The organism is Phytopseudomonas daroniae (assembly GCF_004327275.1).
Classification (GTDB): domain Bacteria; phylum Pseudomonadota; class Gammaproteobacteria; order Pseudomonadales; family Pseudomonadaceae; genus Aquipseudomonas; species Aquipseudomonas daroniae.
The window spans coordinates 48,142-71,891 of the sequence record NZ_QJUJ01000012.1; the positions used below are offsets into that span (position 1 = coordinate 48,142).

Genomic DNA, 23,750 nt, shown 5'->3' on the forward strand with positions numbered 1-23,750 from the left:
CGCGTTCCTTTCAGGCCGTCGGGCCGGGATGGGCTGGCAGCAAACGGCGGATTATAACCAAGACTGCCCTGCTGTTGAGGCTTCTTTATCGGAGCCCCTGCGACATATGAGAGCGGATACCGTTTACGGTCTTTTGGCGGCAACCGTTGTGTGCCACACTCAGCGCCTTTCAGGCCTTGTCATTCAGGATCTATGCACCCTCTGTTGCCCAGCCTCGCCGCGGCCATTTTCTACTTTGGCGCCGCCAGCTATCAAGGCCTGCACCTGACCCGCCGCAGCACACCCAGCAAACGCCTGCTGGCGCTTCTTGGCGTCATCGCCCTGTTCTTCCACGGCGGCAGTCTGTTCATGCAGATGCACAACAGCGTCGGCCTGACTCTGGACTTCTTCAACACCGCCAGCCTGATCGCCTACACCGTAATCGTGCTCATTCTGCTGGCCAGCCAGCGTATGCCGGTAGAGAACCTGCTACTGTTCCTCTTTCCCCTCGGCGGCCTGACGGTACTGTTCGCCCAGTTCATGCCCAGCGGCACCACCCAACCGCTGGAAGAAGGGCCCGGCATCCTCGCCCACATCCTGCTGTCGATCATGGCTTACGGCATGCTGACCATCGCCATGTTCCAGTCGCTGCTGCTACTGGTGCAGGATCATCAGCTCAAGCACAAGCACCCATCCGGGCTGATTCGCAACTTCCCGCCTCTGCAAACCATGGAGAGCCTGCTGTTCGGCTTCCTGTGGTGCGGCTGGGCGCTGCTGTCTCTATCGCTGCTGTCCGGGGCGATCTTCATCGACAACCTGTTTACCCAGCACCTGGTGCACAAGACCATCCTGTCCTGCTTCGCCTGGGTGGTATTCGCCGTGCTGCTGTGGGGCCGCCACCAGCTCGGCTGGCGTGGGCACAAGGCGATTCGCTGGACGCTGGCGGGGTTCTGCCTGCTGATGCTGGCATTCTTCGGCAGCAAGCTGGTTCGCGAATTCATCCTCCACATCTGACCGTGGACACGCCCTCCCTCATTCCTCAGTTGGCCCTGCTGCTTCTGCTGCTGGGCTGCGCGGCATTCTTCATCTGCGCGCGCACCGTGCTGTTCAGCCTCAATCGCTATCGGCTGCGCCACCGCGCCCGCCAGGGCCATCGCGCCGCCGCACGCCTGATCAAGTTGATGGATCAACCGCAACGCCTCTCCGCCACCCTGCGCATCGGCACGATCTGCAGCACCATGGCCGCTTCGGTAGCCGCCACGCTGCTGGCGCTGAGCCAAAGCGGTAATGCCATCCAGGTCATTTCACCGTTCGTGCTCACCCTGGCCGTGCTGATACTGGCGCATCCGCTCGGGCGCGTGCTGGCGATCCTGCCGACACACCTGTTTGCCTACCCGGCGAGCCGGCCACTGCTGCTCGTCAGTGTCGCGCTGTCTCCCCTGACCAGCCTGCTGCTGATCATCAGCCAGGCACTGCGCAACCGAATCGGCAAACCCGTGGAGGGTGAGCAAAACGACAATCTCAGCCTGGAAGAGCTGCGCAGTGCACTACAGGCCGATGACCTGCCGCTCCCCAGAGAAAGACGCACCATGTTGCTGGGCGTGCTCGAACTGGATCGGGTCAACGTGAACGACATCATGATTCCCCGCCACGAAGTCGTCGGCATCGACCTGCAAGGCAGCGTGCCGCTGATCGAACAGATCCGCAACGCCTCGCACACGCGCCTGCCGGTATATCGCAACAGCCTCAACCAGATCGAAGGCATCCTGCATATGCGCCGCCTGGCGGGCCACAGTGAACTGGACGAAACGACCCTGCTGCAGGCCTGTGATGCGCCCTACTTCGTCCCGGAAGTCACGACGCTGGCAACCCAGTTGGTGAATTTCCAGCAGCACAAGTACCGCACCGGCATCGTCGTCGACGAGTACGGCGAGGCCATGGGTATCGTCACCCTGGAAGATATTCTGGAAGAGATCGTCGGCGACCTGAGCACAGTAGAAACCGCTCACCCGAGTGAATTTCACCCACTGGGAGATGGTACCTGGGCGATCAAGGGCAGCGCTTATCTACGCGAAGTGAACCGGGCATTGGGCTGGAACCTGCCAGTCGACGGGCCGAAAACCGTCAACGGCCTGGTGACCGAGGTACTGGAGAACATCCCGGCCAGCGCCGTATGCCTGCAAGTCGGCCATTACCGTCTGGAAATCCTCAAAGCCACCGACAGCCGGGTGCTCGAGGTGCGGGCCTGGGAATGCCAGCCGCAGTGAACCCAGTGGTCAGACCCTTCCCTTAAGCGATTAGACGCAACAAGGCGAGGGCGGGCGTAGGGTGGACGACGCTTCACCTGCGCGGCCCGATCCGTCCACCACTCTGCAATCGCATTGGTGGATGAAAAGAGCGTCATCCACCCTACGACAGGCCGCTCTCCCCTTTTACGATCGTACCTGCAGATCCGGGAGAGGTTCTTACAGTTCGACCTTGACCGCCTGCGCCGAACGCAGCGCCTTGGCGCGTGCGGCTTCCAGCGACTCGTCACGTGCCAGGGCCACGCCCATGCGACGCTGGCCACTGACTTCCGGTTTGCCGAACAGGCGCAGTGCGGTATCCGGCTCGGTGAGTGCCGCCCCCAGGTTGCCGAAGCTGACCTGTGTCGACTCGCCTTCCACCAGGATCACCGCCGATGCCGATGGGCCGAACTGGCGGATCGCCGGAATCGGCAGACCGAGGATGGCCCGTGCATGCAGGGCGAACTCGGACAGATCCTGAGAGATCAGGGTCACCAGGCCGGTGTCATGAGGACGCGGGGAGATTTCGCAGAACCACACCTGGTCGCCCTTGACGAACAGCTCGACGCCGAACAGACCGCGACCACCCAGGGAGCCGGTGACGGCCAGGGCGATACGTTCGGCCTCGGCACGCGCGGCCGGGCTCATCGCCTGGGGCTGCCAGGATTCCTGATAGTCGCCCTTCTCCTGGCGGTGACCAACCGGCGCACAGAAGGTGGTACCGCCAACGTGGCGCACGGTCAGCAGGGTGATTTCGTAATCGAAGTCGATAAAGCCCTCGACGATCACCCGGCCCTTGCCGGCACGACCGCCGGCCTGGGCGTAATCCCATGCCTTCTGCACGTCATCGGCGCCTTTGAGCACCGACTGGCCCTTGCCCGACGAACTCATGATCGGTTTGACCACGCAGGGGAAACCGATGGCGCTGACGGCAGCCTGAAACTCTTCGAGGGAGTCGGCGAACTGATATGGCGACGTCGGCACGCCCAGTTCTTCGGCGGCCAGGCGACGGATGCCCTCACGGTTCATGGTCAGTTGCGCGGCACGGGCGCTGGGGATCACCGTGTAGCCTTCGTTCTCCAGTTCGACCAGCGTGGCGGTGGCGATCGCTTCGATCTCCGGCACGATGTAATGCGGCTTCTCCAGCTCGATCACCGCGCGCAACGCCGCACCATCGAGCATGCTGATCACGTGACTGCGGTGCGCCACCTGCATGGCCGGTGCGTTGGCATAACGATCGACGGCGATCACTTCGACGCCGAGGCGCTGCAGCTCGATCACCACTTCCTTGCCGAGCTCGCCCGAGCCACACAGCAACACACGGGTCGCGCTGGGCGACAGAGGGGTTCCGATACGGGGCATAACAGGATCCTTGGGTAGCAGGAGAATTCAGGCGACGATTTTAATCATGGGAGGCGTAGACCGCGAACAAAATCGCTGAGCCGTCAATCGCCCGGCCAACGCAAGGCTCTAGGGTCTGTTGACGTTTCAGCGCGAGCCGCGTTGCTGCGAGAAATCTCGCCAGGCTAGGCGGAGGACGCAGGGAATGGTTGTTCCCTTGCCAAGTCCTCCAACAACGCATGGCGAGATTTCCCGCGCAACCCGAAGGGCCGGGCCTGTTTTACCGCGATGCTGCGTTTCTCGCCGGCTCATTTAGCCAGCTAAACTTCGCGGCTCGTGCCTTGCCTCGCGGCAAAACGGGCTCCGGCGCGGCCGTGCGTGAAACGTCAACAGACCCTAGGCGGCGGCGCAGCGCTTCCTCCAATCGATGGAGCTCACGACTCTATTATTGATCCCGCGAATTGTCCTGGATCAGTGTGACCAGGTCAGGCCTCGTCTAAGCTCAAAGTGGATGCCGTCGCTGCATCATCGACAGAGGCAGCAGCGCGGCTCCTGGCACGTACACTTCCCGAGGAGGCATCGCCATGGACGCTTTCCACATCATGATCGTGCTTTTGGTCAGTGGCTTTCTGCTACTGGGAATCGGCTTCAACAACCGCGATCAGGAATGGGGCATCTGGCTGACCGGCCTGGGCGTGTTGTCGATGTTCGCGCCGCTGCTCTTCAAGGTATTCATCGAGTTCGGCTGAGCCTTGGCAGGTAGCTAGCTGCCGGCTTGCCAGCGCTGCAAGGACGCCTGATCGCTATCCCGCCCTTCGACCCAGCGCGGGCCGTCGGCGGTGTCTTCTTTCTTCCAGAACGGTGCCTGGGTTTTCAGGTAGTCCATGATGAACTCACAGGCCTGGAACGCCGCCTGCCGATGGGCGCTGGCCACGCCGACGAAGACGATCGGCTCGCCCGGCTCCAGGCGGCCGACGCGGTGAATCACCTCGACGCCCAGCAGCGGCCAGCGCTCACGTGCCTGGACTTCGATACCTGCCAGGGCCTTTTCCGTCATGCCGGGGAAATGCTCGAGAAACATTCCCGCCACGTCCCGACCGTCGTTGAAATCACGCACATAGCCGACGAAACAGGCCACCGCCCCGACACCGCTATTGGCCGCATGCACGGCATTGGTTTCCAGCCCGGGATCGAAAGCGGCCTGCTGCACGCGAATGCTCATCTCAGCCTCCGGTGACCGTGGGGAAGAACGCCACCGCATCGCCATCGACCAGCGGCTCGGTCAGCGTACAGAGTTCTTCGTTACGCGCGCACATCAGCCCGCGCTCGGCCAGCACCTCCCAGGCGCCGCCTCGCGCCAGCAAATGCTGGCGCAGTTCGTCGAGGTTGGCAAAGTCCGGCTGCAACTCTTCGGCATCCAGCCCCAGGGTTTCGCGGTAACGAGCGAAGTACTGCACGCGGATCATCGTTCGCCCTCTCCCACCAGAAAATGGCCACTCTTGCCACCGACCTTCTCCAGCAGGCGCACCTGCTCGATAACCATGCCACGATCCACGGCCTTGCACATGTCGTAAATGGTCAGCGCCGCGACACTGGCAGCGGTCAGCGCTTCCATTTCCACGCCGGTCTGGCCGGTGAGCTTGCAGCGCGCACGAATCAGCACCGCGTCGCCACCGTCGGCCTGCAGCTCGACCTTGACGCTGGTCAGCATCAGCGGGTGGCACAGCGGGATCAGATCCGAGGTTTTCTTCGCAGCCTGGATGCCGGCGATGCGCGCCACGGCGAATACGTCGCCCTTGGGATGTTCGCCGTCGACGATCATCTGCAGGGTCTCGGCACGCATCCGTACGCGCGCCTCGGCCACGGCCTCGCGCACGGTCTGCGCCTTGTCGCTGACGTCGACCATATTGGCGCGCCCCTGGGAGTCGAGATGGGTCAGCACGGGCAATCTCCAAGTAGAAACCTGGCGATTGTAGGCCCCGCGCCGGCCCATGCAAACCGTGGGCACCACAGAAAGCCCCCGGAGCCGCTCGACGGCTCCGGGCACAGGGTTACATGTGGCTTTCCGCGTACTCGGCCAGTATCGAGCGCGGAACGCCCTGCAGGGTGATGTGCACGCCGTGCTCGAAGCCTTTGAAGCGTTCGGTGAGGTAGGTCAGGCCTGAACTGGGAGCCGACAGATAGGGCGTGTCGATCTGCGCCAGGTTGCCCAGGCAGATCACTTTGGAGCCACTGCCAGCGCGGGTGATGATGGTTTTCATCTGGTGCGGCGTGAGGTTCTGGCACTCGTCGATCAGGATCAGGCTCTGCTGGAAGCTGCGCCCGCGAATGTAGTTCAGCGATTTGAACTGCAACGGCACCTTTTGCAGGATGTAGTCGACGCTGCCGTGGGTATTCTCGTCATCCATGTGCAGGGCTTCGAGGTTGTCGGTGATGGCGCCCAGCCAGGGTTCCATCTTCTCGGCCTCGGTACCGGGCAGGAAGCCGATTTCCTGATCCAGCCCCTGCACCGAGCGGGTGGCGATGATGCGCCGGTAGCGCTTGCTGACCATGGTCTGTTCGATGGCCGCAGCCAACGCCAGAATGGTTTTACCCGAACCGGCGGCACCGGTCAGATTGACCAGATGGATATCCGGATCGAGCAGTGCATAGAGCGCCAGCGCCTGGTAGATGTCTCGCGGTTTGAGGCCCCAGGCCTCCTGATGCAACAGCGGCTCCTGGTGCAGATCGAGAATCAGCAGCTCGCCGCCTTCAACCTCCTTGACCCAGCCGACGAAACCTTGCTCGTCGATGATGAATTCGTTGACGTTCACTCCCGGCAGCTCCTCGCTCAGCTGCACGCGGTGCCAGGTACGACCATGGCCCTGACGGGTATCGACCTTGGCGACGCGATCCCAGAAGGCGCCGCTGACATTGTGGTAGCCCTTGGAGAGCAGCGAGATATCGTCGACCAGTTGATCGGTGTGGTAATCCTCGGAATCCAGACCGCAGCCACGCGCCTTCAGGCGCATGTTGATGTCCTTGGTCACCAGCACCACGGAGGTGCCCGGCCGGCGTGATTTCAGCTCGACCAGCTGGTTGATGATCTTGTTGTCGTTGAGGTCTTCCGGCAGCCAGGTGACGGGCGCCGCGCTCTTGCTCATGAGGATCGACAGAAAACCGCTGGGGCCGCTCTTCTCGCGCTGGATCGGCACACCGTGTTCGACTTCCTCGGGGCTGGCGCCATCGAGAATCTTGTCGATCAGGCGAATGGCCTGGCGGCACTCGGCAGCGACACCCTGCTTGCCGGTCTTCAGCTTGTCCAGCTCCTCCAGCACCGTCATGGGAATGGCGACGTGGTGCTCCTGGAAATTGAGTAGCGCGTTGGGGTCGTGAATCAGGACATTGGTGTCGAGGGCGTACAAGGTTGGGGCGGTGGGCTTGATGCGTCCGTGGTCATCCATACTCGTCACCTCTTGTCGGATCCAGCGACGGAATGCCAGGACGGCGCTCCGCCACACAGGGCCACCGACTCCCCGACTGAACGGAGAGCTGCACACGGATGAGGGCCGAGGGCCGCCACCTGTCTGCAGGGTTCGGCGGTCTTTCAAGGCGTGGCCTGCGTCGACCGATCATCATGACCGGTTCGCCGTAGACCACACCTCGTTGATACTCCAAAAAATGTGACAGGAAAATGATCTTTTCAGCTTTTTTAATTTTATTTTACAGATAGACGAATGCCCCTTGGCGCTAGCGCAGCGCGCCGCTAAAGTCACAAGTCCAGCTGAGCCGTCGGGCGCCAATCGTTCCGCCTCCTCCTCTGCCTGGTCAATCGGCTAGAATCGGCGCTCCGCTGAAGGAGACGACCTATGCTGATGGTGATTTCACCCGCCAAGACCCTGGATTACGACACCGCGCCGGTGACGTCCCGCTTCACCCAACCCGAGTTCCTCGACCACTCCCAAGCGCTCATCACCCAGCTGCGCGAGTTCTCTCCGGCGCAGATTGCCGAGCTGATGCATCTGTCGGACAAGCTCGCCGGCCTCAACGCCGCGCGTTTCGGCTGCTGGACGCCAGCCTTCGACACGCAGAACGCCAAACAGGCGCTACTGGCGTTCAAGGGCGATGTGTATACCGGCCTGGATGCGCAAAGCTTCGAAGAGGCGGATTTCGACTTCGCCCAACAGCACCTGCGCATGCTTTCCGGACTCTATGGCCTGCTGCGCCCACTGGATCTGATGATGCCCTACCGCCTGGAGATGGGCACCAAGCTGGCCAACGCCCGTGGCAAGGATCTCTACGCATTCTGGGGCGAGCACATCAGCGAGTGGCTGAACCAGGCACTGGAAGCCCAAGGCGACGATGTGCTGCTCAACCTGGCATCCAACGAATACTTCGGCGCGGTCAAGCGCAAGGTACTCAAGGCGCGCATCATCGACACCGAATTCAAGGATCTGAAGAACGGCCAGTACAAGATCATCAGCTTCTATGCCAAGAAGGCCCGTGGCCTGATGGCCCGCCATGTGATCAGGGAGCGTCTGAAAGATCCGCAGGATCTCAAGGATTTCGACGCTCAGGGTTACCGCTTCTCGGCCAAGGACTCCAGCGCCGACAAGCTGGTGTTCCTGCGCGATCACGCTGCGCAGTGATCGCCCGGCGGAAACATTCGCCAACCCCTGCAAGCGTGCCGAGGCAGCCAGGCTTGTGTAGGATTGGGGTACATTCGACGTTCAAGGTCTAGCGATGATTTTCGGCGCGATTCTGGTGCTCAGCTGGTTCATCCTGCTGATCCGCTACCCAGCCAAAGCTCTGCCCATTTCCTTTGCCGCGCTGGTCGGTCTGGGCCTGGTGGCGAGCTGGGTGCTGTGGCAGGAGAGCCGGGAAAATCGCCACCTGGCTCACCTCGAATTGCGCCTGACCCATGCGCCTGAAAGCTGCCCGACGGATCGCCCATTGAGCCTGAACCTGCACAATGGCAGCGAAGCCGCACTGCTGGAGCTGCGCTGGCAGATAACCGCCTACCGGCCCGGCGACAGCGTCAACCTGGCGCAGCGGCTTTACGAAACCCCGCGCTACAGCGGCCCCGGCGAATTGCTGCCAGGCGCCGACTGGCAAACCTGCCTGCCCCTGCCTACTCTGCGTAGCGGCTACCGCGCCAGCACTCTGGAATTCCGTGCCGAACAGCTGCAAGGCACGTTCAGCCGCTGAGCCTGATCCCCCATGATCCTGACAATAACAAGCACAAGGATTCATCCATGAGCCATCCCACGGTTCTGATCACCGGCTGTTCCAGTGGCATCGGCCGCGCGCTGGCCGATACCTTTCTGCAACAGGGCTACCAGGTCTGGGCCAGTGCCCCCAAAGAGGAAGACGTGGCGCGCCTGAGCGAAGCCGGTTTCAACGCCGTGCAGCTGGACGTGGACGACGCCGCCGCTGTCGAGCGGCTGGCTGCGACGCTCAAGGAACGAATAGACAGCCTGGACGTGCTGATCAACAACGCCGGCTATGGCGCCATGGGCCCACTGCTCGATGGCGGTGCTCCGGCGCTGCGCCGGCAATTCGAAACCAACGTGTTCTCCATCGTCGGCGTGACCCGCGCACTGTTCCCCTTGCTGCGCCAGAGCAAAGGGCTGGTAGTGAACATCGGCAGCGTCTCGGCAGTACTGGTCACGCCATTCGCAGGTGCCTACTGCGCCTCCAAGGCCGCCGTACACGCACTCAGCGATGCCTTGCGTCTCGAACTGGCGCCCTTCGGGGTCGGCGTGCTGGAAGTGCAACCCGGCGCCATCGAATCGAGCTTCGGTACCCATGCCAGTCGCCAGGCCGAGCAGTTGATCGGCGAGCACTCACCCTGGTGGCCCATGCGTGAAGGCATCCGCGCGCGCGCCATGGCGTCCCAGGACAATCCGACACCGGCCAGCCATGTCGCACGCAATGTGTTCGCCGCCGTCACCAGTCGCAAGCGGCCGCGGGTGCTGCGCCTCGGCAATGGCAGCCGCGTACTGCCGCTGCTCGCCGCTCTGCTGCCTGGCGCACTGCTGGATCGAGTGCTGAGCCGTCGCTTCGGCCTGGATCGCGCCTTGTAGAACCCCGCATCAGAGGCGAGACTCAGCCTTCAACCTTTTGCCCTGGGCCGTGCCGCCATGCCTCCACCCCATCTGCCCGTCGCCATGGCTCGCTACGCCAGCGTCGGTGTCGTGGCCGCCATACTGCTCAACCTGCTGCTGCGCAGCTTCGTGAAACTCGGCGGTGTGCTGGCCACTCTGGTGATAGCCGCCAGCGTCGCGGCACTGATGGCCTTGTTGTTCGCCTGGCAGCAGCGCCGCCCGCCAACCCGAGGTGAGCGCCGTCGCCTGGTGTGGCTGTATGGCGGCATGCTCGCGCTGCTGTATGCCGGCCTGCTGACCATGATGACGCTGCAGGACGAGCCCAGCCCGATGGGCGTGGCGATCTTCGCCCTGCATTACCTGAGTTATCCACTGCTCGCACAGATGCTGTTTTCGGAGCGAATCTTCAAGCGCATGCCATGATCAGGCCGTACCAGCGGCGCATCGCTTTACTGGCAATGCAGGTGGTCATCTACCTGATCAATGCGCACCACCGCAGCATCGCCGGGATGTGTGCCGACAGGCCAAACGCGAGCACGACCCCGTCTGAAAAGTCGAACGCCCGTTCACTCGACCGGTCGCACCTGACATCACTTTCGGTAAACGGGCGCACTCATGGAGTACATCGATTGGCTGCAATGGCCGGCCATGCTGGTCACCGTCGCCGCTGCCTGGCTGGTCGCCTCCAAACAGCGCCAGCGGCGCAATCTGGGGTTCTGGGTATTCATGGCCAGCAATGTGCTGTGGATCATCTGGGGCCTTTACAGCCAAACGTATGCACTGATCGTGCTGCAACTGTGCCTGGCGGCCATGAATATTCGCGGCGCGATCAAGACTGAAGACAAATGAACGGTGTCCCCTGACGCGAGGGCATCAGCCGTATCCGAGCTGCCAATCCGGCTCAGGCTGTGAGACCATCTGCGGCTTGCCATCGCATTCATCCCGCCATGCCGAACCCTGCTTTTGACTTCAGAGAGCTCGCCTGATGCCAAACATCCTGCACCTGCAGCAGGCCGACTGGCGCGGCGATTTCGATGATGGCGCGCTGCGTCGTGGCCAGGATTACGCCACCCGCGGCCTGAGCCGCCTGGTCAGCCTCAAGGATCACAGCCTGCTCGCCAGTTGCCTGGGCAGCAGCGAGCGGCCGTACCAGCAACGCATCACCCTGCATCCCTACGGCCAGGGCTGGAGCGTGACCGGTCATTGCAGTTGCCCAGTGGGATTCAACTGCAAGCACGTAGCCGCGGCCCTGCTCACCCTGGAGGCACGTCAGCGCTCCGGCGAGGATCTCGGCTCGCTGATCATCGTCGAGAAACCGATGGAGGAAATCCTCCTCGACGATGTGCAGCCGCAACCGGTGCTGACCCTCGGCAGCCACGTGCGCGTGCACTTCGATGCGCGCAAGGGCCGCATGCTGGAGCAGACTCAACACCGGGCGGCGCTGGCCTTCGACTATCAGGGCCATAATGCGGCGGGCAAACCGATCAAGGATCTGCTGTTTCGCCTAGGCCCCACGCGCCAGTTGCGCATCGTGCGCGATGCAGCACGCGAAGCCGAACTGCGTCGTCGCCTGGAAGACAGCGGCTTACGAACGGCCCTGCGACAGAGCGAGGCCCTGGCCCAGCACCCCGGCGAGCACTTCGAGCTGCAGGGGGATGCGGCCTGGCTGGCCTTCATGCAGCAACAGGTGCCGGCACTGAGCGCAGAGGGCTGGCGTGTCGAGATCCAGCCCGACTTTCAGTACAACCTCGCGCAGATCGACGACTGGTATGCCGATGTCGACGAGGTTCCCGAGCACGGCTGGTTCGACCTGGAGCTGGGTATCGAAGTCGAAGGGCAGCGCATCAGCCTGCTACCCATCCTGCTCCAGGCCATTCGTCGCACACCCTGGCTGCTCTCCGGCGAAGCCCTGGCCCAGCGCCAGGACGAGGAACTGCTGCTGGTCACCCTGCCCCATAGCCAGCGGCGCGTGGCGCTGCCCTACGCGCGGCTCAAGCCCTTGCTGGCGGCGCTGGGTGAACTGTTCATCGGTGACGGCGAAGACATCGGCACCCGAGTGCGCTTGCCACGCGCCGATGCGACGCGCCTCAACGTCCTGCAACAGGGCCCGGCGCTGAACTGGCATGGCGGCGCCGAGCTGCGCGACTTCGCCCAGCGTCTGCAGCACACCACCCAGCAAACGGTGAGTGCCCCGGACGATCTGGCAGCACAACTGCGGCCCTACCAGCTGCAGGGGCTGGGCTGGATGCAGGCCTTGGCCGAGCTGGAGGTCGGCGGCGTACTGGCCGACGACATGGGTCTCGGTAAAACCCTGCAGACCCTGGCGCACATCCTTCTGGAGAAGCAGCTCGGTCGCCTGCAGCACCCAGCCCTGATCGTCATGCCCACCAGCCTGATCCCTAACTGGCAGGACGAGGCCGCCCGTTTCGCGCCGACACTCAAGGTGCTGGCCTTGCATGGCAGCAAGCGGCGCAGCCAGTTCAAACTGATCGGCGAACACGACATCGTGCTCACCACCTATGCACTGCTGCCGCGCGACCTCAAGGCGCTGACCGCGCAGCGCTTTCATCTGCTGATCCTCGACGAAGCCCAGAGCATCAAGAACCCGCGCAGCAAGGCAGCCCTCTCCGCGGGCCAGATCATCGCCCGCCAGCGCCTGTGCCTGAGCGGGACGCCGCTGGAGAATCACCTGGGCGAGCTGTGGTCGCTGTTCAACTTCCTGATGCCTGGCTGGCTTGGCGACAGCAAGAGCTTCACCCGCAACTATCGCACCCCCATCGAGAAGCACGGCAACGAACAGCGCCTGGCGCACCTGCGCGGGCGCATCAAACCCTTCGTGCTGCGGCGCAAGAAGGAACAGGTGGCGCGCGAGCTGCCGTCCAAGACCGAGATCACCCAATGGGTGGAACTGACGCCGGCGCAGCGCGACCGCTACGAAATCCTGCGCCTGGCCATGGATCGCAAGGTGCGTGAAGAAATCACCCGCCAGGGCCTGGCACGCAGCCAGATCGTGATCCTCGAGGCGCTGTTGCGTCTGCGTCAGGTGTGCTGCGACCTACGCCTGCTGAACGAGGCGCCTGACAATCTGGGTAGCAGCGATTCGGGCAAACTCGGCAGCCTGCTGGAGATGCTCGAAGCGCTGATCAGTGAAGGCCGCCGGGTACTGCTGTTCTCCCAGTTCACCTCGATGCTCGCGCTGATCGAGGCCGAGCTGCAGGCCCGCGGCATCGCCTATGCCAAACTCACCGGTAGCACTCGTGACCGGCGCACGCCGGTGCAACAGTTCCAGGCGGGACAGTTTCCGGTCTTTCTGATCAGCCTCAAGGCCGGTGGCTCAGGCCTCAACCTCACCGCCGCCGACACCGTGATCCACTTCGATCCCTGGTGGAACCCGGCTGCCGAAGCCCAGGCCAGCGACCGCGCCTACCGGATCGGCCAGGACAAGCCGGTGTTCGTCTACAAGCTGATCGCCCGGGGCAGCGTTGAAGAGAAGATCCAGCAACTGCAGCACGCCAAGGCCAGCCTGGCTCGCGGCCTGCTGGAAGAAGGCGGCAGCCAGGCGCAATGGCAACTCAGCGAAGACGACCTGCAGGCGCTATTCGCTCCGCTGAGCGACTGACAGGCACCGTCACCTCTCGGAATAGTTGTCGCCAACCACTTCGCCGGTGGCGTCGATGGCCTTGCTGGACGGAAACTTGTACGAGGCGAAGCGCACCGCCAGCACCGACAGCGCCAGGAAGAAGATGCCGCCACACAGGTACAGCAGGCCGATATCCGGTGCCTTGTGATGGGACACATCGCCGATCAGGTAGCGGGTCAGCGCGGTGATGGCGATGTACAGCAGAAAGCGGATCGGCAGATGATTGGTCTTGAAGTAAATGCCGACCATCGCCCCCAGCTCCAGGTAGATGAACAGCAGCAGAATGTCGTCCACGCTGGCACTGCCCTTCTCGAGCATGCCCAGAAAGGCCGCGACCGACGCCCAGGCAGTAGCGCCGCCAATGACGAACAAACCCAGGTAGTGAAAGCCCTCGACGAACAGGTTGCCAATCGAATTCGCCCCCTTGTGCATCTGCTTGCGGCTGTTATCTACCCACTTCATACGCTTCCCCTTTAACGATCGATGCAGTCGAAACGCAGCCATCATGGCGCGTCTGCGTGACATTCCCATGCAGGAACAAGACCAGTGAAGCTGGCCAGAATGACTGCCATGGCACAGAGAAGCCTGCCGCCACCGAAAAGGCACGGAAGCGGCAACGTGCGGCGCGTGACAAGATGCCGCGCACACAGAGAATCATGTTTACCCTGTTCAAACGCAGTGCGGTTCATTATGCTTGGCGAAACTGTATGCATGAACAGTATATTTTCAACCATTAGCGTGAAGGCGTAGAGGTGATGAATGGCCGTCGAAGTGGTGTACCGCAGCAGTCGCGATCCGGAGCATTTATTTATGGATAAAGCCGAAGCCGATCGTCACGACAAGATGCTGGAGCTGGCAGAACTGCTCAGCGAAGTGCTGCAGAAGGCGGTACCGTCCCTCAGCGAGGAACAGGGTGAGGAACTGGGCATTTACATGGCCAGAAACCGCGATGTGTTCGCCAAGGCATTCAAGAATCAGCCCGATGCCCTCGCTGAGCTCAGTAGCGAACCGAAAGCAGAATGATGGCTGGCCGGCGCTGCACAGATCGCCGGCAACATATCCTCAGCTATCAGTTCTGGACGGCGCACGCGCGCGCGGTTAAAACAGGGTCACCTACGGGAGGTGACCATGAGCGCACGCGACCACTGCCTTGCCTGTCTGAACACCGAGCAGCCAGCGCTCTTCGAAGCGGCGCTGTGGGTCGCTGCCGAACACGATATGGCAGTGCAGCCCAGGCAAGTACTGCATGAGCTCGACAGCCTGCGCCATCAGGTCGATGCCGGGCTTCCCACCTATCCCCCACAGGAACTCGCGCAACCCTTGCTGCGCCGCCTCAACGACCTGCATTTCTACGAAGACGACGACAACCCGGCGCGGCCACAGGCGGCACTGCTGCACAAGGTGCTACAGCGCCGACGCGGCCAACCCCTGAGCATCGCATTGATCGCCCTGGAGCTGGCACGCCGTCTGAACATCCCACTGCAGGGCGTCAACTTTCCCGGTTACTTCCTGTTGCGTGTACCCGGTGCCGACCACCTGCTCGATCCATGCGGCGGGCGCCGGCTCTATACCCGCGACTGTCGCGAGTTGCTGCTGCGCTACATAGGCCCTCGGGCTCAACTGAACGCCGAGCACATGCTGGCCTGCGACGCACGCAGCATGATCGTGCGCCTGTCGCGCAATCTCCGTCATTTGCATCTGCAGGAAAACGACTACTTGTCCGCCCTGAAAGATGCCGAACGCGTGCTGCAGCTGGCACCACCGAACGTCGGCGATCATCTGGCCAGAGCGGATCTTTACCAACGTCTGGATTGCCCACAGGCGGAGCGTTTCGATGTCCAGCGTGCCCTGCTGCTGTGCGATGACCCTGCTCTACATGTCCGGCTGGGTGATCGCCTGCGCCAGTTGAGCGCAAATACCGCCCTGCACTGATCCAGCCCTGCTGCCCTGCTCGGTCAGCAGAAAGCGAGCGCGCATCGTATTCATTTCAATACACCGTATCCAAAACGACACAGAGCTTGCCAGGGGCGACATCAGGGGGCTTGGCTGGCGCTTGCAGGGAAGTGCCGAGCGCGTCGTATCGAAATCGATACACAAGACTGCAAAAGAACTCACGAATATATTTAACACATTGATTTTTAAGATAAAAATAACATGGCACTTACTTTGCTAAAGGTTTCCCTAATAGTCGCGCCCGCTTTATAGATGGGCACACAGACCACCAAGGAGTCCCCATGAGCGAATTGCGTTTTACCGTCGAGCACGAATGGCTGCGTCAGGAGGCCGACGGCCTGGTCACTGTGGGTATCACCGCCTACGCTCAAGACGCACTGGGTGATGTGGTATTCGTGCAGTTGCCCGACCTGCAGGCCTATGCCGCCGGCGAAGAAGTGGCGGTGCTGGAGTCGGTGAAGGCAGCCAGCAACATCGACATGCCGCTCGATGGTGAAGTGGTCGAAGTGAACGCTGACCTCGAAGCCAGTCCCGAGCTGGTCAATGCCGAACCGCTGGGACAAGGCTGGTTCTTCCGCTTCCGCCCAACCGACGCTGCTGCGCTGGCCGGCCTGCTCGATCAGGACGCCTACGAGCGCCTGCTCAACGCCAAAGCCGACGCTTGAGAGAAAACCATGACCGACTTGACCACCCGCAACGAATTCATCGCACGCCACATCGGCCCACGCGAGCAAGACACCGCTGCCATGCTCGAGACCCTCGGCTTCAGCGACCTCGACGCCCTGACCGCCAGCGTCATCCCGGGTAGCATCAAAGGCACCAGTGTGCTGCCGGCTGGCGACGGCCAGAGCGAAGCCGAAGCGCTGGCCGCCATCAAGGCCATCGCGGGTAAAAATCAGCTGTTTCGCAACTACATTGGCCAGGGCTACTACGGCACCCACACGCCTTCGCCGATCCTGCGCAACCTGCTGGAAAATCCCGCCTGGTACACTGCCTACACACCCTACCAGCCGGAAATTTCCCAGGGGCGCCTGGAATCGCTGCTGAATTTCCAGACCCTGATCAGCGACCTCACCGGTCTGCCTATCGCCAATGCTTCGCTGCTCGACGAAGGCACCGCCGCCGCCGAGGCCATGACCTTCTGCAAGCGCCTGTCGAAGAACAAGGCTGCCAATGCCTTCTTCGCTTCCCAGCACTGTCACCCGCAGACCCTCGACGTGTTGCGCACCCGCGCCGAGCCGCTGGGGATCGAGGTCGTGGTCGGCGACGAAGCCACCATCGACGATGCCAGCGCTTTCTTCGGCGCCCTGCTGCAGTACCCGGCGAGCAATGGCGATATCTTCGATTACCGCCAGGTGGTCGAGCGCTTCCACAGCGCCAATGCCCTGGTGGCCGTGGCGGCCGATCTGCTGGCCCTGACCCTGCTGCAAGCGCCAGGCGAGTTCGGCGCCGACGTGGCCCTCGGTAGCGCCCAGCGCTTCGGCGTGCCGCTGGGCTTCGGTGGCCCACACGCGGCCTACTTCGCCACCCGCGACGCCTTCAAACGCGACATGCCAGGCCGCCTGGTCGGCCTGTCGGTGGATCGCTTCGGCAACCCGGCCCTGCGTCTGGCCATGCAGACTCGCGAACAACATATCCGCCGCGAGAAGGCCACCAGTAACATCTGCACCGCTCAGGTGCTGCTGGCCAACATCGCCGCCATGTACGCCGTCTACCACGGCCCCCAGGGGCTTGCCCGGATCGCCAAGCGCGTACACCAGTTGACCCTGATCTTCGCCCGCGGCCTGCAAACGCTCGGCCTGCAGATCGAGCAACAAGCGTTCTTCGATACTCTGACCCTGCGCACCGCCGAGCAGACCGCTGCGCTGCACGAGAAAGCGCATGCAGCCGGCATCAACTTTCGTGAAGTGGACGCCGAGCGCATCGGCCTGTCGTTCGACGAAACCACCACCCAGGGTGATATCGAGCAACTCTGGGCGCTGTTCGCCAACGGCAAGTCACTGCCGGACTTCGATGCGCTCGCCAAAGCGGCCGACAGCCAGCTGCCAGTTGCACAACTGCGTCAGTCAGCAATCCTCGAGCACCCGGTATTCAATCGCTACCACTCGGAAACCGAGCTGATGCGCTATCTGCGCAAGCTCGCCGACAAGGATCTGGCCCTGGATCGCAGCATGATCCCGCTGGGTTCCTGCACCATGAAGCTGAATGCGGCCAGCGAGATGATTCCCATCACCTGGGCAGAATTCGGCAACCTGCACCCCTTCGCCCCGGCCGAGCAGAGCGCCGGCTATCAGCAGCTGACCGACGAGCTGGAAGCCATGCTCTGCGCTGCCACCGGCTACGACGCCGTATCGCTGCAGCCCAACGCCGGCTCCCAGGGCGAATACGCCGGCTTGCTGGCGATCCGCGCCTATCACCAGAGCCGCGGCGACGATAAGCGCGACATCTGTCTGATCCCGCAATCGGCCCATGGCACCAACCCGGCAACCGCCCATATGGCTGGCATGCGCGTGGTCGTGACCGCCTGCGACGCCCGCGGCAACGTCGACATCGACGACCTGCGGGCCAAGGCCGAGCAGCACCGCGATCAGTTGGCAGCGATCATGATCACCTACCCGTCCACCCATGGCGTGTTCGAGGAAGGCATCCGCGAAATCTGCGCCATCGTCCACGACAACGGTGGCCAGGTGTACATCGACGGTGCCAACATGAACGCCATGGTCGGCCTCTGCGCACCGGGCAAGTTCGGTGGCGACGTCTCGCACCTCAACCTGCACAAGACCTTCTGCATTCCCCATGGCGGCGGTGGCCCAGGTGTCGGCCCGATCGGCGTGAAATCCCACCTGGCGCCGTTCCTGCCCGGCCACGCGCACATGCAACGCAAGATCGGCGCGGTCAGCGCCGCGCCATTCGGCAGCGCCAGCATCCTGCCCATCACCTGGATGTACATCCGCATGATGGGCGGCACCGGCCTGCGCCTGGCGTCGCAGATGGCGATCCTCAATGCCAACTACATCGCCCGCCGCCTGGAGGAGCACTATCCGGTGCTGTACAGCGGTGAAGGCGGCCTGGTGGCTCACGAGTGCATTCTCGATCTGCGTCCGTTGAAGGACAGCAGCGGCATCAGCGTCGATGACGTGGCCAAGCGCCTGATCGACTTCGGCTTCCATGCGCCCACCATGTCCTTCCCGGTGGCCGGCACGCTGATGATCGAGCCGACCGAAAGCGAGTCCAAGCAGGAGCTGGATCGTTTCTGCGACGCCATGATCGCCATCCGCGAGGAAATTCGCGCGGTCGAGCGTGGCGAATTGAATATCGATGACAACCCGCTGAAGAACGCCCCGCACACCGCCGCCGAACTGGTCGGTGAGTGGACGCACCCATACAGTCGCGAACAGGCGGTCTACCCGACCCGCAGCCTGATCGACGGCAAGTACTGGCCAGCGGTTGGCCGGGTCGACAACGTGTTCGGCGACCGCAACCTGGTCTGCGCCTGCCCGCCCATCGAGGCTTACCAGGACGCATGATCGCGCCTGGGCTGCCGACCGGTTCGGCAGCCCGATCCCTATACGCCCGCACGCTGTTGCGGGCCGCTCACAGCCTATACAGGAGAGCGCAATGACCACTGAAATTCTGGCGAAAACTCCCCTCCACGCACTGCACCTGGAATTGGGGGCGCGCATGGTGCCGTTCGCCGGTTACGAGATGCCGGTGCAATACCCGCTCGGCGTGATGAAGGAACATCTGCACACCCGCGAAGCCGCGGGTCTGTTCGATGTCTCGCACATGGGACAGATCATCCTGCGCGGTGCCGATGCCGCCAAGGCGCTGGAAAGCCTGGTGCCCGTGGATATCGTCGATCTGCCCGTGGGTACTCAGCGCTATGCCATGTTCACCGACGAGAACGGCGGCATCCTCGACGACCTGATGGTTGCCAACCTGGGCGACGACACCCTGTTTCTGGTCGTCAATGCGGCCTGCAAGCACCAGGATCTGATGCACCTGCAGCAGCACATCGCCAACCAGTGCCAGATCGAGCCGCGCTTCGAGCGCGCCCTGCTCGCCTTGCAGGGCCCCAAGGCCGTCGACGTGCTCACGCGCCTGGCGCCGGAAGTCGCGCAGATGACCTTCATGCAATTCGCTGCCGTGCGCCTGCTCGGGGTCGATTGCTACGTCAGCCGCTCGGGATACACCGGTGAAGACGGCTTCGAAATATCGGTACCCGCCGCGCACGCAGAAACCCTGGCACGCAGCCTGCTGGCCGAGCCGGAAGTGCAAGCGATTGGCCTGGGTGCCCGAGATTCGCTGCGCCTGGAGGCAGGCCTGTGTCTGTACGGGCACGACATGAGCGAGGAAACCACACCTGTCGAGGCAAGCCTGCTATGGGCGGTTTCCAAAGCACGCCGTGCTGACGGTACACGCCCTGGTGGCTTCCCTGGCGCCGAGCGGATCTTCGCGCAACAGCGCGAGGGCGTCAGCCGCAAGCGTGTAGGCTTGCTGCCTCAGGAGCGAACACCGGTACGAGAAGGCGCGGAGCTGGTGAACGCCGACGGCGAAATCATCGGCCAGGTATGCAGTGGTGGTTTCGGCCCGAGCCTGGCCGCGCCACTGGCCATGGGTTACGTACAGAGCAGTCACGTAGCGGTCGACAGCGAGGTGTGGGCGATGGTGCGCGGTAAACGCGTTGCCATGAAGGTCGCCAAGACGCCGTTCGTGGCGCAGCGCTACTACCGGGGATAGGGTCTATTGGCGTTTCAGCACGCCTCTCATCACCGCTCGGGCGGCAGCTTCTGCCGCCCGACCTCTGCTGTCAGCCTGCGTCCAGGCAACTGCGCTTGTTGCTGAAGGCTTCCCGGCGCATATCTCGCACATCCAGCGAAATACTCTCGACATCAGGCAAGCGTTCTATCAGTGAGCGCACGATAGCCATCGACAGCGCTTTCTTCTGCTCGTCCGTACGGCCGGCCAGCAGATAAAAAATCACATGCACGAAATCATTCTGGCTGCCACCGACACTGAAGTGCTCGTAAAGGCTTAGGCGCACCTTCACTTCGCCCTCCTTGAACAAACCTGTGCCCATCGCGGCATCGTGAACCAGCGCTACCAACGCCTCGGGATCGAGCGACTTTTCCAGCGAGCGTGCGCCCTCGATAAGACAATGCGGCATGGAATTTTCTGCCCTGATAAAGATCGTCATACGTTATCACACAACATTTCTTATTAATTCGCCTGCGGCCCAGGTCGTATGCTCGACCCTATGCAGACACATAAAAACAAGCCGCTTCGATAACTGCAAGCCCACAGAATACGCGGCCTTTCCCATATTACGGGATCGCCGCTGAAGCATCGGAAACGGTTCTGACGGAACTTTTTATCGGAGTGCGTTGACAAGCCGATTGAGAGCTGCAGATAATCAGCGCCGATGTTGTATGACAACAAGCCTTATAAAAACAAAAAAGGTCGCACCATGAAGACTGTCGCCTTGACTCTTTCCGCACCACTCCAGCTCGCCTCGGGTTTCATTGCCCAGCTTGTCGCATTCATCTCGATACCTGCGCGCCACTTATTCGCCGACGGCTAGGGCCTGAAGCAGAGTCCTGCGCGTTCGCGCGCCGGTCTGTCGCCCTGCACAGGGCTATCCATACCTTCCTCACGGCATGTTGATCACTGATCGGCAGAGGACGGCTTGTTCAAAAAATGGGAGCACAACAACAATGACAACACGCAAAATCATCTCGCTGGGCTTGCTCAGTGCCGGTAGCATGGCCCTCGCCCTGCCCCTCGCAGCTCAGGCCGAAGGCTTCGTCGAAGACGCCAAGGTCTCCTTGAACCTGCGCAACTTCTACATCAACCGCAACTTCACCAACCCGACCAACCCCCAGAGCAAAGCCGAAGAGTGGACGCAGAGCTTCATCCTCGACGCCCGTTCCGGCTATACCCCTGGCGTAGTCGGCTTTGGCGTCGACGCACTGGGCATGCTCTCGCTCAAGCTCGATGGCGGTGGCGGCACCTACGGCACCGGCCTGCTGCCGCGCCATGACGATGGTCGCCCGGCGGATGATTACGGCCGCCTGGCCCTTGCCGCCAAAGCAAAAATCTCCAAGACCGAACTGAAAGTCGGCGAATGGATGCCAGTGCTGCCGATCCTGCGCTCGGACGATGGCCGTTCCCTGCCGCAAACCTTCGAGGGCGCACAGCTCACCTCCAACGAAATCGCTGGTCTGACCTTGTATGGCGGCCAGTTCCGCCAGAACAGCGAACGCAACAACGCCAGCATGGAAGACATGACCTACGGTGTGCCCGGTCGTGCCGCCGGGGTGTCCGACCGTTTCAACTTCGTCGGCGGCGAATACAAGTTCAATGACGATCGCACCCTGATCGGTCTGTGGGGCGCCGAGCTCAAGGACGTCTACGAGCAGCAGTACCTGCAACTGACCCACAGCCAACCCATCGGTGACTGGACTCTAGGTGCCAACCTCGGCTACTTCCAGGGCGAAGACGACGGCTCCGCCCGCGCCGGCAAGCTGGACAACAAGACCTACTCCGGCCTGTTCTCCGCCAAGTACGGCAACAACACCGTCTTCGTCGGCCTGCAGAAAGTCAGCGGCGACACCGGCTGGATGCGCGTCAACGGCACCAGTGGCGGCACCCTGGCCAACGATAGCTACAACTCCAGCTACGACAACGCCAAGGAGAAATCCTGGCAGGTGCGTCATGACTTCAACTTCGCAGGCCTGGGCATTCCGGGTCTGACCCTGATGAACCGTTACATCAGCGGCGACAACATCCAGACCGCCACCACCAACGACGGCAAGGAATGGGGCCGCGAGACCGAGCTGGCCTACGTGATCCAGAGCGGTGCCTTCAAGAACCTGAGCATGCGCTGGCGTAATGCGAGCATCCGTCGCGACTTCAGCAACAACGAGTTCGACGAGAACCGCCTGATCTTCAACTACCCGCTGTCGATCCTGTAAACGTACATCGCATCGCTTTACTCCAGTGTCATGGCATATTTGGCCCGTCCTCGTGACGGGCTTTTTTATGCAGCCAGCAAAAGCGACGCGCCATGAGTGCCACGCTGCTTTGGTTTAAACTGCCGCGCCCGGCAAACGATAGCGCCCCATGACCCCGGCCAACCTCACCTTTCTGCACCAGCACCTGAATCACGCCCTGGATGAAGTACCAGCGCAAACCCGTCGTCTGTTCCATGGCCGTGGCCGCTGCTGGGAAGGACTTGAACACATCACCGTCGACTGGCTGCAGGGCATCGTGCTGGTGTGCCTGTTCAGGGAGCCGCCTGCAGACGAGCTCGAGGCATTGCAGGCGATGCTGCTGCACCTGAGTCGATCCGGCGAGTGGCAGCGCAGCCAGGCCCATAGCCTGCTGTTGCAACATCGTTATCAGACCGACAGCCCGATGCAGTGCCTGGTGGGTGAGCTACCCGAGGAATGGGTCATCGTGGAAGACGACCTGCGCTTTCTTCTCGACCTGGGTCGCAAGCAGAACACCGGCCTGTTTCTCGACATGCGCCTGGGGCGGCGCTGGGTACGCGAGAATGCCAAAGGCCAGCGGGTACTCAACCTGTTCGCCTACACTTGCGGGTTTTCCATCGCGGCGATTGCTGGCGGTGCCGAGCAGGTCGTGAATCTGGATATGGCCAAGGCAGCCTTGAGCCGCGGCCGCGACAACCATCGCCTCAATGGGCACGACCTGAGTCGAGTCAGCTTTCTCGGCCACGAACTGTTCAAGTCCTGGGGCAAGGTGAAACGCCATGGCCCCTATGACCTGATCATCATCGACCCACCGTCCTTCCAGAAAGGCAGCTTCGCCCTCACCCGTGATTACCAGAAGATCCTGCGCAAGCTACCCGAACTGCTCAGCGCCGAGGGGCGCGTGCTGGCCTGCATCAACGATCCAACCGTTGGCAGTGACTTCCTGATCGCCGGCATGGCCGCAGAAGCACCCGAACTGCACTTCGAGCGACGCCTGGAAAACCCGCCGGAATTCCCGGACAGTCAACCCGAAGGTGGACTCAAGGCGCTTCTGTTCAGCCGCTCCTGAACCAGTCCCATAGCCCTAGCGAAAAGCCGGAAAACAGGTTGATGCCCAAGGCTGACTTGATCAGATAGAGGAACAGCAGACCGACCAGCAGCGATACCATGATAAATACGCTGACACCCACTGCCTTGGCTGTCAGCGATAAATCTTGCTGAGCTCGGCTGAGATCGCGCTTGTTGCGCCCGGCCAACAGTACGAAGTAATAGCGCCAACGCCACAGCTTGAGCGTACCGCGCAGATCCAGGCGATGGCGCCCCCACTGACGCGCCCCGAAGGCTACCTGCAGCGCGTCGAGTTGCTCGGCACTGAAGGAGTCCTTGAGATCATCGGGCAGACGCTCTTTGAGGCCCTTGATGAAGGGATCCTGCTCATCCATGGTCATTTTCCAGATAGCTGAAACCTTGATGC

Annotated in this window: 24 protein-coding genes; 16 read left to right on the forward strand and 8 right to left on the reverse strand. The window is 62.2% G+C overall.

Features of this window, described 5'->3' with window-relative positions:
* The first annotated feature begins 192 nt into the window (after positions 1–192).
* Together DNK10_RS22585 and DNK10_RS22590 are read left to right on the forward strand one after the other, a co-directional pair.
* Complete coding sequence (locus DNK10_RS22585; protein ID WP_131179809.1) at positions 193–993, forward strand: cytochrome C assembly family protein; 801 nt, start codon at positions 193–195, stop codon at positions 991–993.
* A 2-nt stretch (positions 994–995) separates the two neighbouring features.
* Positions 996–2,246, forward strand: coding sequence for an HlyC/CorC family transporter (locus DNK10_RS22590; RefSeq protein ID WP_131193109.1), 1,251 nt, complete (start codon positions 996–998; stop codon positions 2,244–2,246).
* Between the two features lie 198 nt (positions 2,247–2,444).
* Here DNK10_RS22590 and purT read toward each other — a convergent pair whose 3' ends face one another.
* On the reverse strand, positions 2,445–3,626 hold the full coding sequence (gene purT / locus DNK10_RS22595; RefSeq protein WP_131179807.1) for a formate-dependent phosphoribosylglycinamide formyltransferase: 1,182 nt from the start codon (positions 3,624–3,626) through the stop codon (positions 2,445–2,447).
* Between the two features lie 563 nt (positions 3,627–4,189).
* Here purT and DNK10_RS25915 point away from each other — a divergent pair.
* The gene (locus DNK10_RS25915; protein ID WP_165493640.1) at positions 4,190–4,354 is read left to right on the forward strand and encodes a hypothetical protein; all 165 of its coding nucleotides are present in this window, start codon (positions 4,190–4,192) and stop codon (positions 4,352–4,354) included.
* A gap of 14 nt (positions 4,355–4,368) precedes the next feature.
* On the opposite strand, the gene moaE is transcribed toward DNK10_RS25915, so the two are convergent.
* From moaE to DNK10_RS22620, 4 genes are all read right to left on the reverse strand, one after another.
* The gene (gene moaE, locus DNK10_RS22605) at positions 4,369–4,827 is read right to left on the reverse strand and encodes a molybdopterin synthase catalytic subunit MoaE (protein WP_131193111.1); all 459 of its coding nucleotides are present in this window, start codon (positions 4,825–4,827) and stop codon (positions 4,369–4,371) included.
* A 1-nt stretch (position 4,828) separates the two neighbouring features.
* On the reverse strand, positions 4,829–5,071 hold the full coding sequence (locus tag DNK10_RS22610) for a MoaD/ThiS family protein (protein ID WP_131193112.1): 243 nt from the start codon (positions 5,069–5,071) through the stop codon (positions 4,829–4,831).
* Positions 5,068–5,547, reverse strand: coding sequence for a cyclic pyranopterin monophosphate synthase MoaC (moaC, locus tag DNK10_RS22615; protein ID WP_131193113.1), 480 nt, complete (start codon positions 5,545–5,547; stop codon positions 5,068–5,070). Before moaC ends, DNK10_RS22610 begins: the two co-directional genes overlap by 4 nt.
* 109 nt (positions 5,548–5,656) lie before the next feature.
* The gene (locus tag DNK10_RS22620) at positions 5,657–7,048 is read right to left on the reverse strand and encodes a PhoH family protein (protein WP_131179802.1); all 1,392 of its coding nucleotides are present in this window, start codon (positions 7,046–7,048) and stop codon (positions 5,657–5,659) included.
* A 405-nt stretch (positions 7,049–7,453) separates the two neighbouring features.
* Here DNK10_RS22620 and yaaA point away from each other — a divergent pair, with 405 nt between their 5' ends.
* From yaaA to DNK10_RS22650, 6 genes are all read left to right on the forward strand, one after another.
* Positions 7,454–8,233, forward strand: a complete 780-nt coding sequence (yaaA, locus tag DNK10_RS22625) for a peroxide stress protein YaaA (protein ID WP_131193114.1) — start codon at positions 7,454–7,456, stop codon at positions 8,231–8,233.
* 94 nt (positions 8,234–8,327) lie between these two features.
* Complete coding sequence (locus DNK10_RS22630; protein WP_131193115.1) at positions 8,328–8,792, forward strand: multidrug transporter; 465 nt, start codon at positions 8,328–8,330, stop codon at positions 8,790–8,792.
* Between the two features lie 47 nt (positions 8,793–8,839).
* Entirely contained in the window at positions 8,840–9,670 is an 831-nt protein-coding gene (locus DNK10_RS22635) for an SDR family oxidoreductase (RefSeq protein WP_131193116.1), read from the forward strand.
* A 57-nt stretch (positions 9,671–9,727) separates the two neighbouring features.
* On the forward strand, positions 9,728–10,114 hold the full coding sequence (locus DNK10_RS22640) for a hypothetical protein (protein ID WP_131193117.1): 387 nt from the start codon (positions 9,728–9,730) through the stop codon (positions 10,112–10,114).
* A gap of 192 nt (positions 10,115–10,306) precedes the next feature.
* Positions 10,307–10,540 carry a YgjV family protein gene (locus DNK10_RS22645; protein WP_131193118.1) on the forward strand — a complete coding sequence of 78 codons (234 nt, stop codon included), beginning with the start codon at positions 10,307–10,309 and terminating at the stop codon, positions 10,538–10,540.
* Positions 10,541–10,676: 136 nt separating this feature from the next.
* Entirely contained in the window at positions 10,677–13,310 is a 2,634-nt protein-coding gene (locus tag DNK10_RS22650; protein WP_131193119.1) for a DEAD/DEAH box helicase, read from the forward strand.
* 9 nt (positions 13,311–13,319) lie between these two features.
* Here the strand turns inward: DNK10_RS22650 and DNK10_RS22655 are convergent, their stop codons facing one another.
* Complete coding sequence (locus tag DNK10_RS22655) at positions 13,320–13,793, reverse strand: phosphate-starvation-inducible protein PsiE (RefSeq protein ID WP_131193120.1); 474 nt, start codon at positions 13,791–13,793, stop codon at positions 13,320–13,322.
* 297 nt (positions 13,794–14,090) lie between these two features.
* On the opposite strand from DNK10_RS22655, the gene DNK10_RS22660 reads away from it, so the two are divergent.
* The 5 genes from DNK10_RS22660 (at position 14,091) to gcvT (ending at position 20,024) form a co-directional block, all read left to right on the forward strand.
* Entirely contained in the window at positions 14,091–14,354 is a 264-nt protein-coding gene (locus tag DNK10_RS22660) for a YebG family protein (protein ID WP_131179794.1), read from the forward strand.
* 105 nt (positions 14,355–14,459) lie between these two features.
* The gene (locus DNK10_RS22665; RefSeq protein WP_131193121.1) at positions 14,460–15,263 is read left to right on the forward strand and encodes a SirB1 family protein; all 804 of its coding nucleotides are present in this window, start codon (positions 14,460–14,462) and stop codon (positions 15,261–15,263) included.
* Positions 15,264–15,565: 302 nt separating this feature from the next.
* Positions 15,566–15,949, forward strand: a complete 384-nt coding sequence (gene gcvH, locus DNK10_RS22670; RefSeq protein WP_131179792.1) for a glycine cleavage system protein GcvH — start codon at positions 15,566–15,568, stop codon at positions 15,947–15,949.
* Positions 15,950–15,958: 9 nt separating this feature from the next.
* Positions 15,959–18,811: an aminomethyl-transferring glycine dehydrogenase gene (gene gcvP, locus DNK10_RS22675; RefSeq protein ID WP_131193122.1), complete on the forward strand. Its 2,853-nt coding sequence runs from the start codon at positions 15,959–15,961 to the stop codon at positions 18,809–18,811.
* 91 nt (positions 18,812–18,902) lie between these two features.
* Positions 18,903–20,024: a glycine cleavage system aminomethyltransferase GcvT gene (gene gcvT, locus DNK10_RS22680; protein WP_131193123.1), complete on the forward strand. Its 1,122-nt coding sequence runs from the start codon at positions 18,903–18,905 to the stop codon at positions 20,022–20,024.
* Positions 20,025–20,094: 70 nt separating this feature from the next.
* Here the strand turns inward: gcvT and DNK10_RS22685 are convergent, their stop codons facing one another.
* Positions 20,095–20,481, reverse strand: a complete 387-nt coding sequence (locus tag DNK10_RS22685) for a 5-carboxymethyl-2-hydroxymuconate Delta-isomerase (protein WP_244216305.1) — start codon at positions 20,479–20,481, stop codon at positions 20,095–20,097.
* A 517-nt stretch (positions 20,482–20,998) separates the two neighbouring features.
* Here DNK10_RS22685 and DNK10_RS22690 point away from each other — a divergent pair.
* Positions 20,999–22,258 (forward strand): OprD family porin, encoded by a 1,260-nt coding sequence (locus DNK10_RS22690; RefSeq protein WP_131193124.1) that lies wholly within the window; start codon positions 20,999–21,001, stop codon positions 22,256–22,258.
* 148 nt (positions 22,259–22,406) lie between these two features.
* Positions 22,407–23,345 carry a class I SAM-dependent methyltransferase gene (locus tag DNK10_RS22695; RefSeq protein WP_131193125.1) on the forward strand — a complete coding sequence of 313 codons (939 nt, stop codon included), beginning with the start codon at positions 22,407–22,409 and terminating at the stop codon, positions 23,343–23,345.
* On the opposite strand, the gene DNK10_RS22700 is transcribed toward DNK10_RS22695, so the two are convergent.
* Positions 23,332–23,718, reverse strand: coding sequence for a 3-phosphoshikimate 1-carboxyvinyltransferase (locus DNK10_RS22700; protein ID WP_423228051.1), 387 nt, complete (start codon positions 23,716–23,718; stop codon positions 23,332–23,334). The genes DNK10_RS22695 and DNK10_RS22700 overlap by 14 nt on opposite strands.
* Between the last annotated feature and the right edge of the window lie 32 nt (positions 23,719–23,750).

What these genes read in the sequence shown, in the direction of transcription:
- DNK10_RS22585 (WP_131179809.1), top strand. Translation starts at nt 193, where the DNA reads ATGCACCCTCTGTTGCCCAGCCTCGCCGCGGCCATTTTCTACTTTGGC.
- purT (WP_131179807.1), bottom strand. Translation starts at nt 3,626, where the DNA reads ATGCCCCGTATCGGAACCCCTCTGTCGCCCAGCGCGACCCGTGTGTTG.
- DNK10_RS25915 (WP_165493640.1), top strand. Translation starts at nt 4,190, where the DNA reads ATGGACGCTTTCCACATCATGATCGTGCTTTTGGTCAGTGGCTTTCTG.
- moaE (WP_131193111.1), bottom strand. Translation starts at nt 4,827, where the DNA reads ATGAGCATTCGCGTGCAGCAGGCCGCTTTCGATCCCGGGCTGGAAACC.
- DNK10_RS22610 (WP_131193112.1), bottom strand. Translation starts at nt 5,071, where the DNA reads ATGATCCGCGTGCAGTACTTCGCTCGTTACCGCGAAACCCTGGGGCTG.
- DNK10_RS22620 (WP_131179802.1), bottom strand. Translation starts at nt 7,048, where the DNA reads ATGGATGACCACGGACGCATCAAGCCCACCGCCCCAACCTTGTACGCC.
- yaaA (WP_131193114.1), top strand. Translation starts at nt 7,454, where the DNA reads ATGCTGATGGTGATTTCACCCGCCAAGACCCTGGATTACGACACCGCG.
- DNK10_RS22630 (WP_131193115.1), top strand. Translation starts at nt 8,328, where the DNA reads ATGATTTTCGGCGCGATTCTGGTGCTCAGCTGGTTCATCCTGCTGATC.
- DNK10_RS22635 (WP_131193116.1), top strand. Translation starts at nt 8,840, where the DNA reads ATGAGCCATCCCACGGTTCTGATCACCGGCTGTTCCAGTGGCATCGGC.
- DNK10_RS22640 (WP_131193117.1), top strand. Translation starts at nt 9,728, where the DNA reads ATGCCTCCACCCCATCTGCCCGTCGCCATGGCTCGCTACGCCAGCGTC.
- DNK10_RS22645 (WP_131193118.1), top strand. Translation starts at nt 10,307, where the DNA reads ATGGAGTACATCGATTGGCTGCAATGGCCGGCCATGCTGGTCACCGTC.
- DNK10_RS22650 (WP_131193119.1), top strand. Translation starts at nt 10,677, where the DNA reads ATGCCAAACATCCTGCACCTGCAGCAGGCCGACTGGCGCGGCGATTTC.
- DNK10_RS22655 (WP_131193120.1), bottom strand. Translation starts at nt 13,793, where the DNA reads ATGAAGTGGGTAGATAACAGCCGCAAGCAGATGCACAAGGGGGCGAAT.
- DNK10_RS22660 (WP_131179794.1), top strand. Translation starts at nt 14,091, where the DNA reads ATGGCCGTCGAAGTGGTGTACCGCAGCAGTCGCGATCCGGAGCATTTA.
- DNK10_RS22665 (WP_131193121.1), top strand. Translation starts at nt 14,460, where the DNA reads ATGAGCGCACGCGACCACTGCCTTGCCTGTCTGAACACCGAGCAGCCA.
- gcvH (WP_131179792.1), top strand. Translation starts at nt 15,566, where the DNA reads ATGAGCGAATTGCGTTTTACCGTCGAGCACGAATGGCTGCGTCAGGAG.
- gcvP (WP_131193122.1), top strand. Translation starts at nt 15,959, where the DNA reads ATGACCGACTTGACCACCCGCAACGAATTCATCGCACGCCACATCGGC.
- gcvT (WP_131193123.1), top strand. Translation starts at nt 18,903, where the DNA reads ATGACCACTGAAATTCTGGCGAAAACTCCCCTCCACGCACTGCACCTG.
- DNK10_RS22685 (WP_244216305.1), bottom strand. Translation starts at nt 20,481, where the DNA reads ATGACGATCTTTATCAGGGCAGAAAATTCCATGCCGCATTGTCTTATC.
- DNK10_RS22690 (WP_131193124.1), top strand. Translation starts at nt 20,999, where the DNA reads ATGACAACACGCAAAATCATCTCGCTGGGCTTGCTCAGTGCCGGTAGC.
- DNK10_RS22695 (WP_131193125.1), top strand. Translation starts at nt 22,407, where the DNA reads ATGACCCCGGCCAACCTCACCTTTCTGCACCAGCACCTGAATCACGCC.
- DNK10_RS22700 (WP_423228051.1), bottom strand. Translation starts at nt 23,718, where the DNA reads ATGGATGAGCAGGATCCCTTCATCAAGGGCCTCAAAGAGCGTCTGCCC.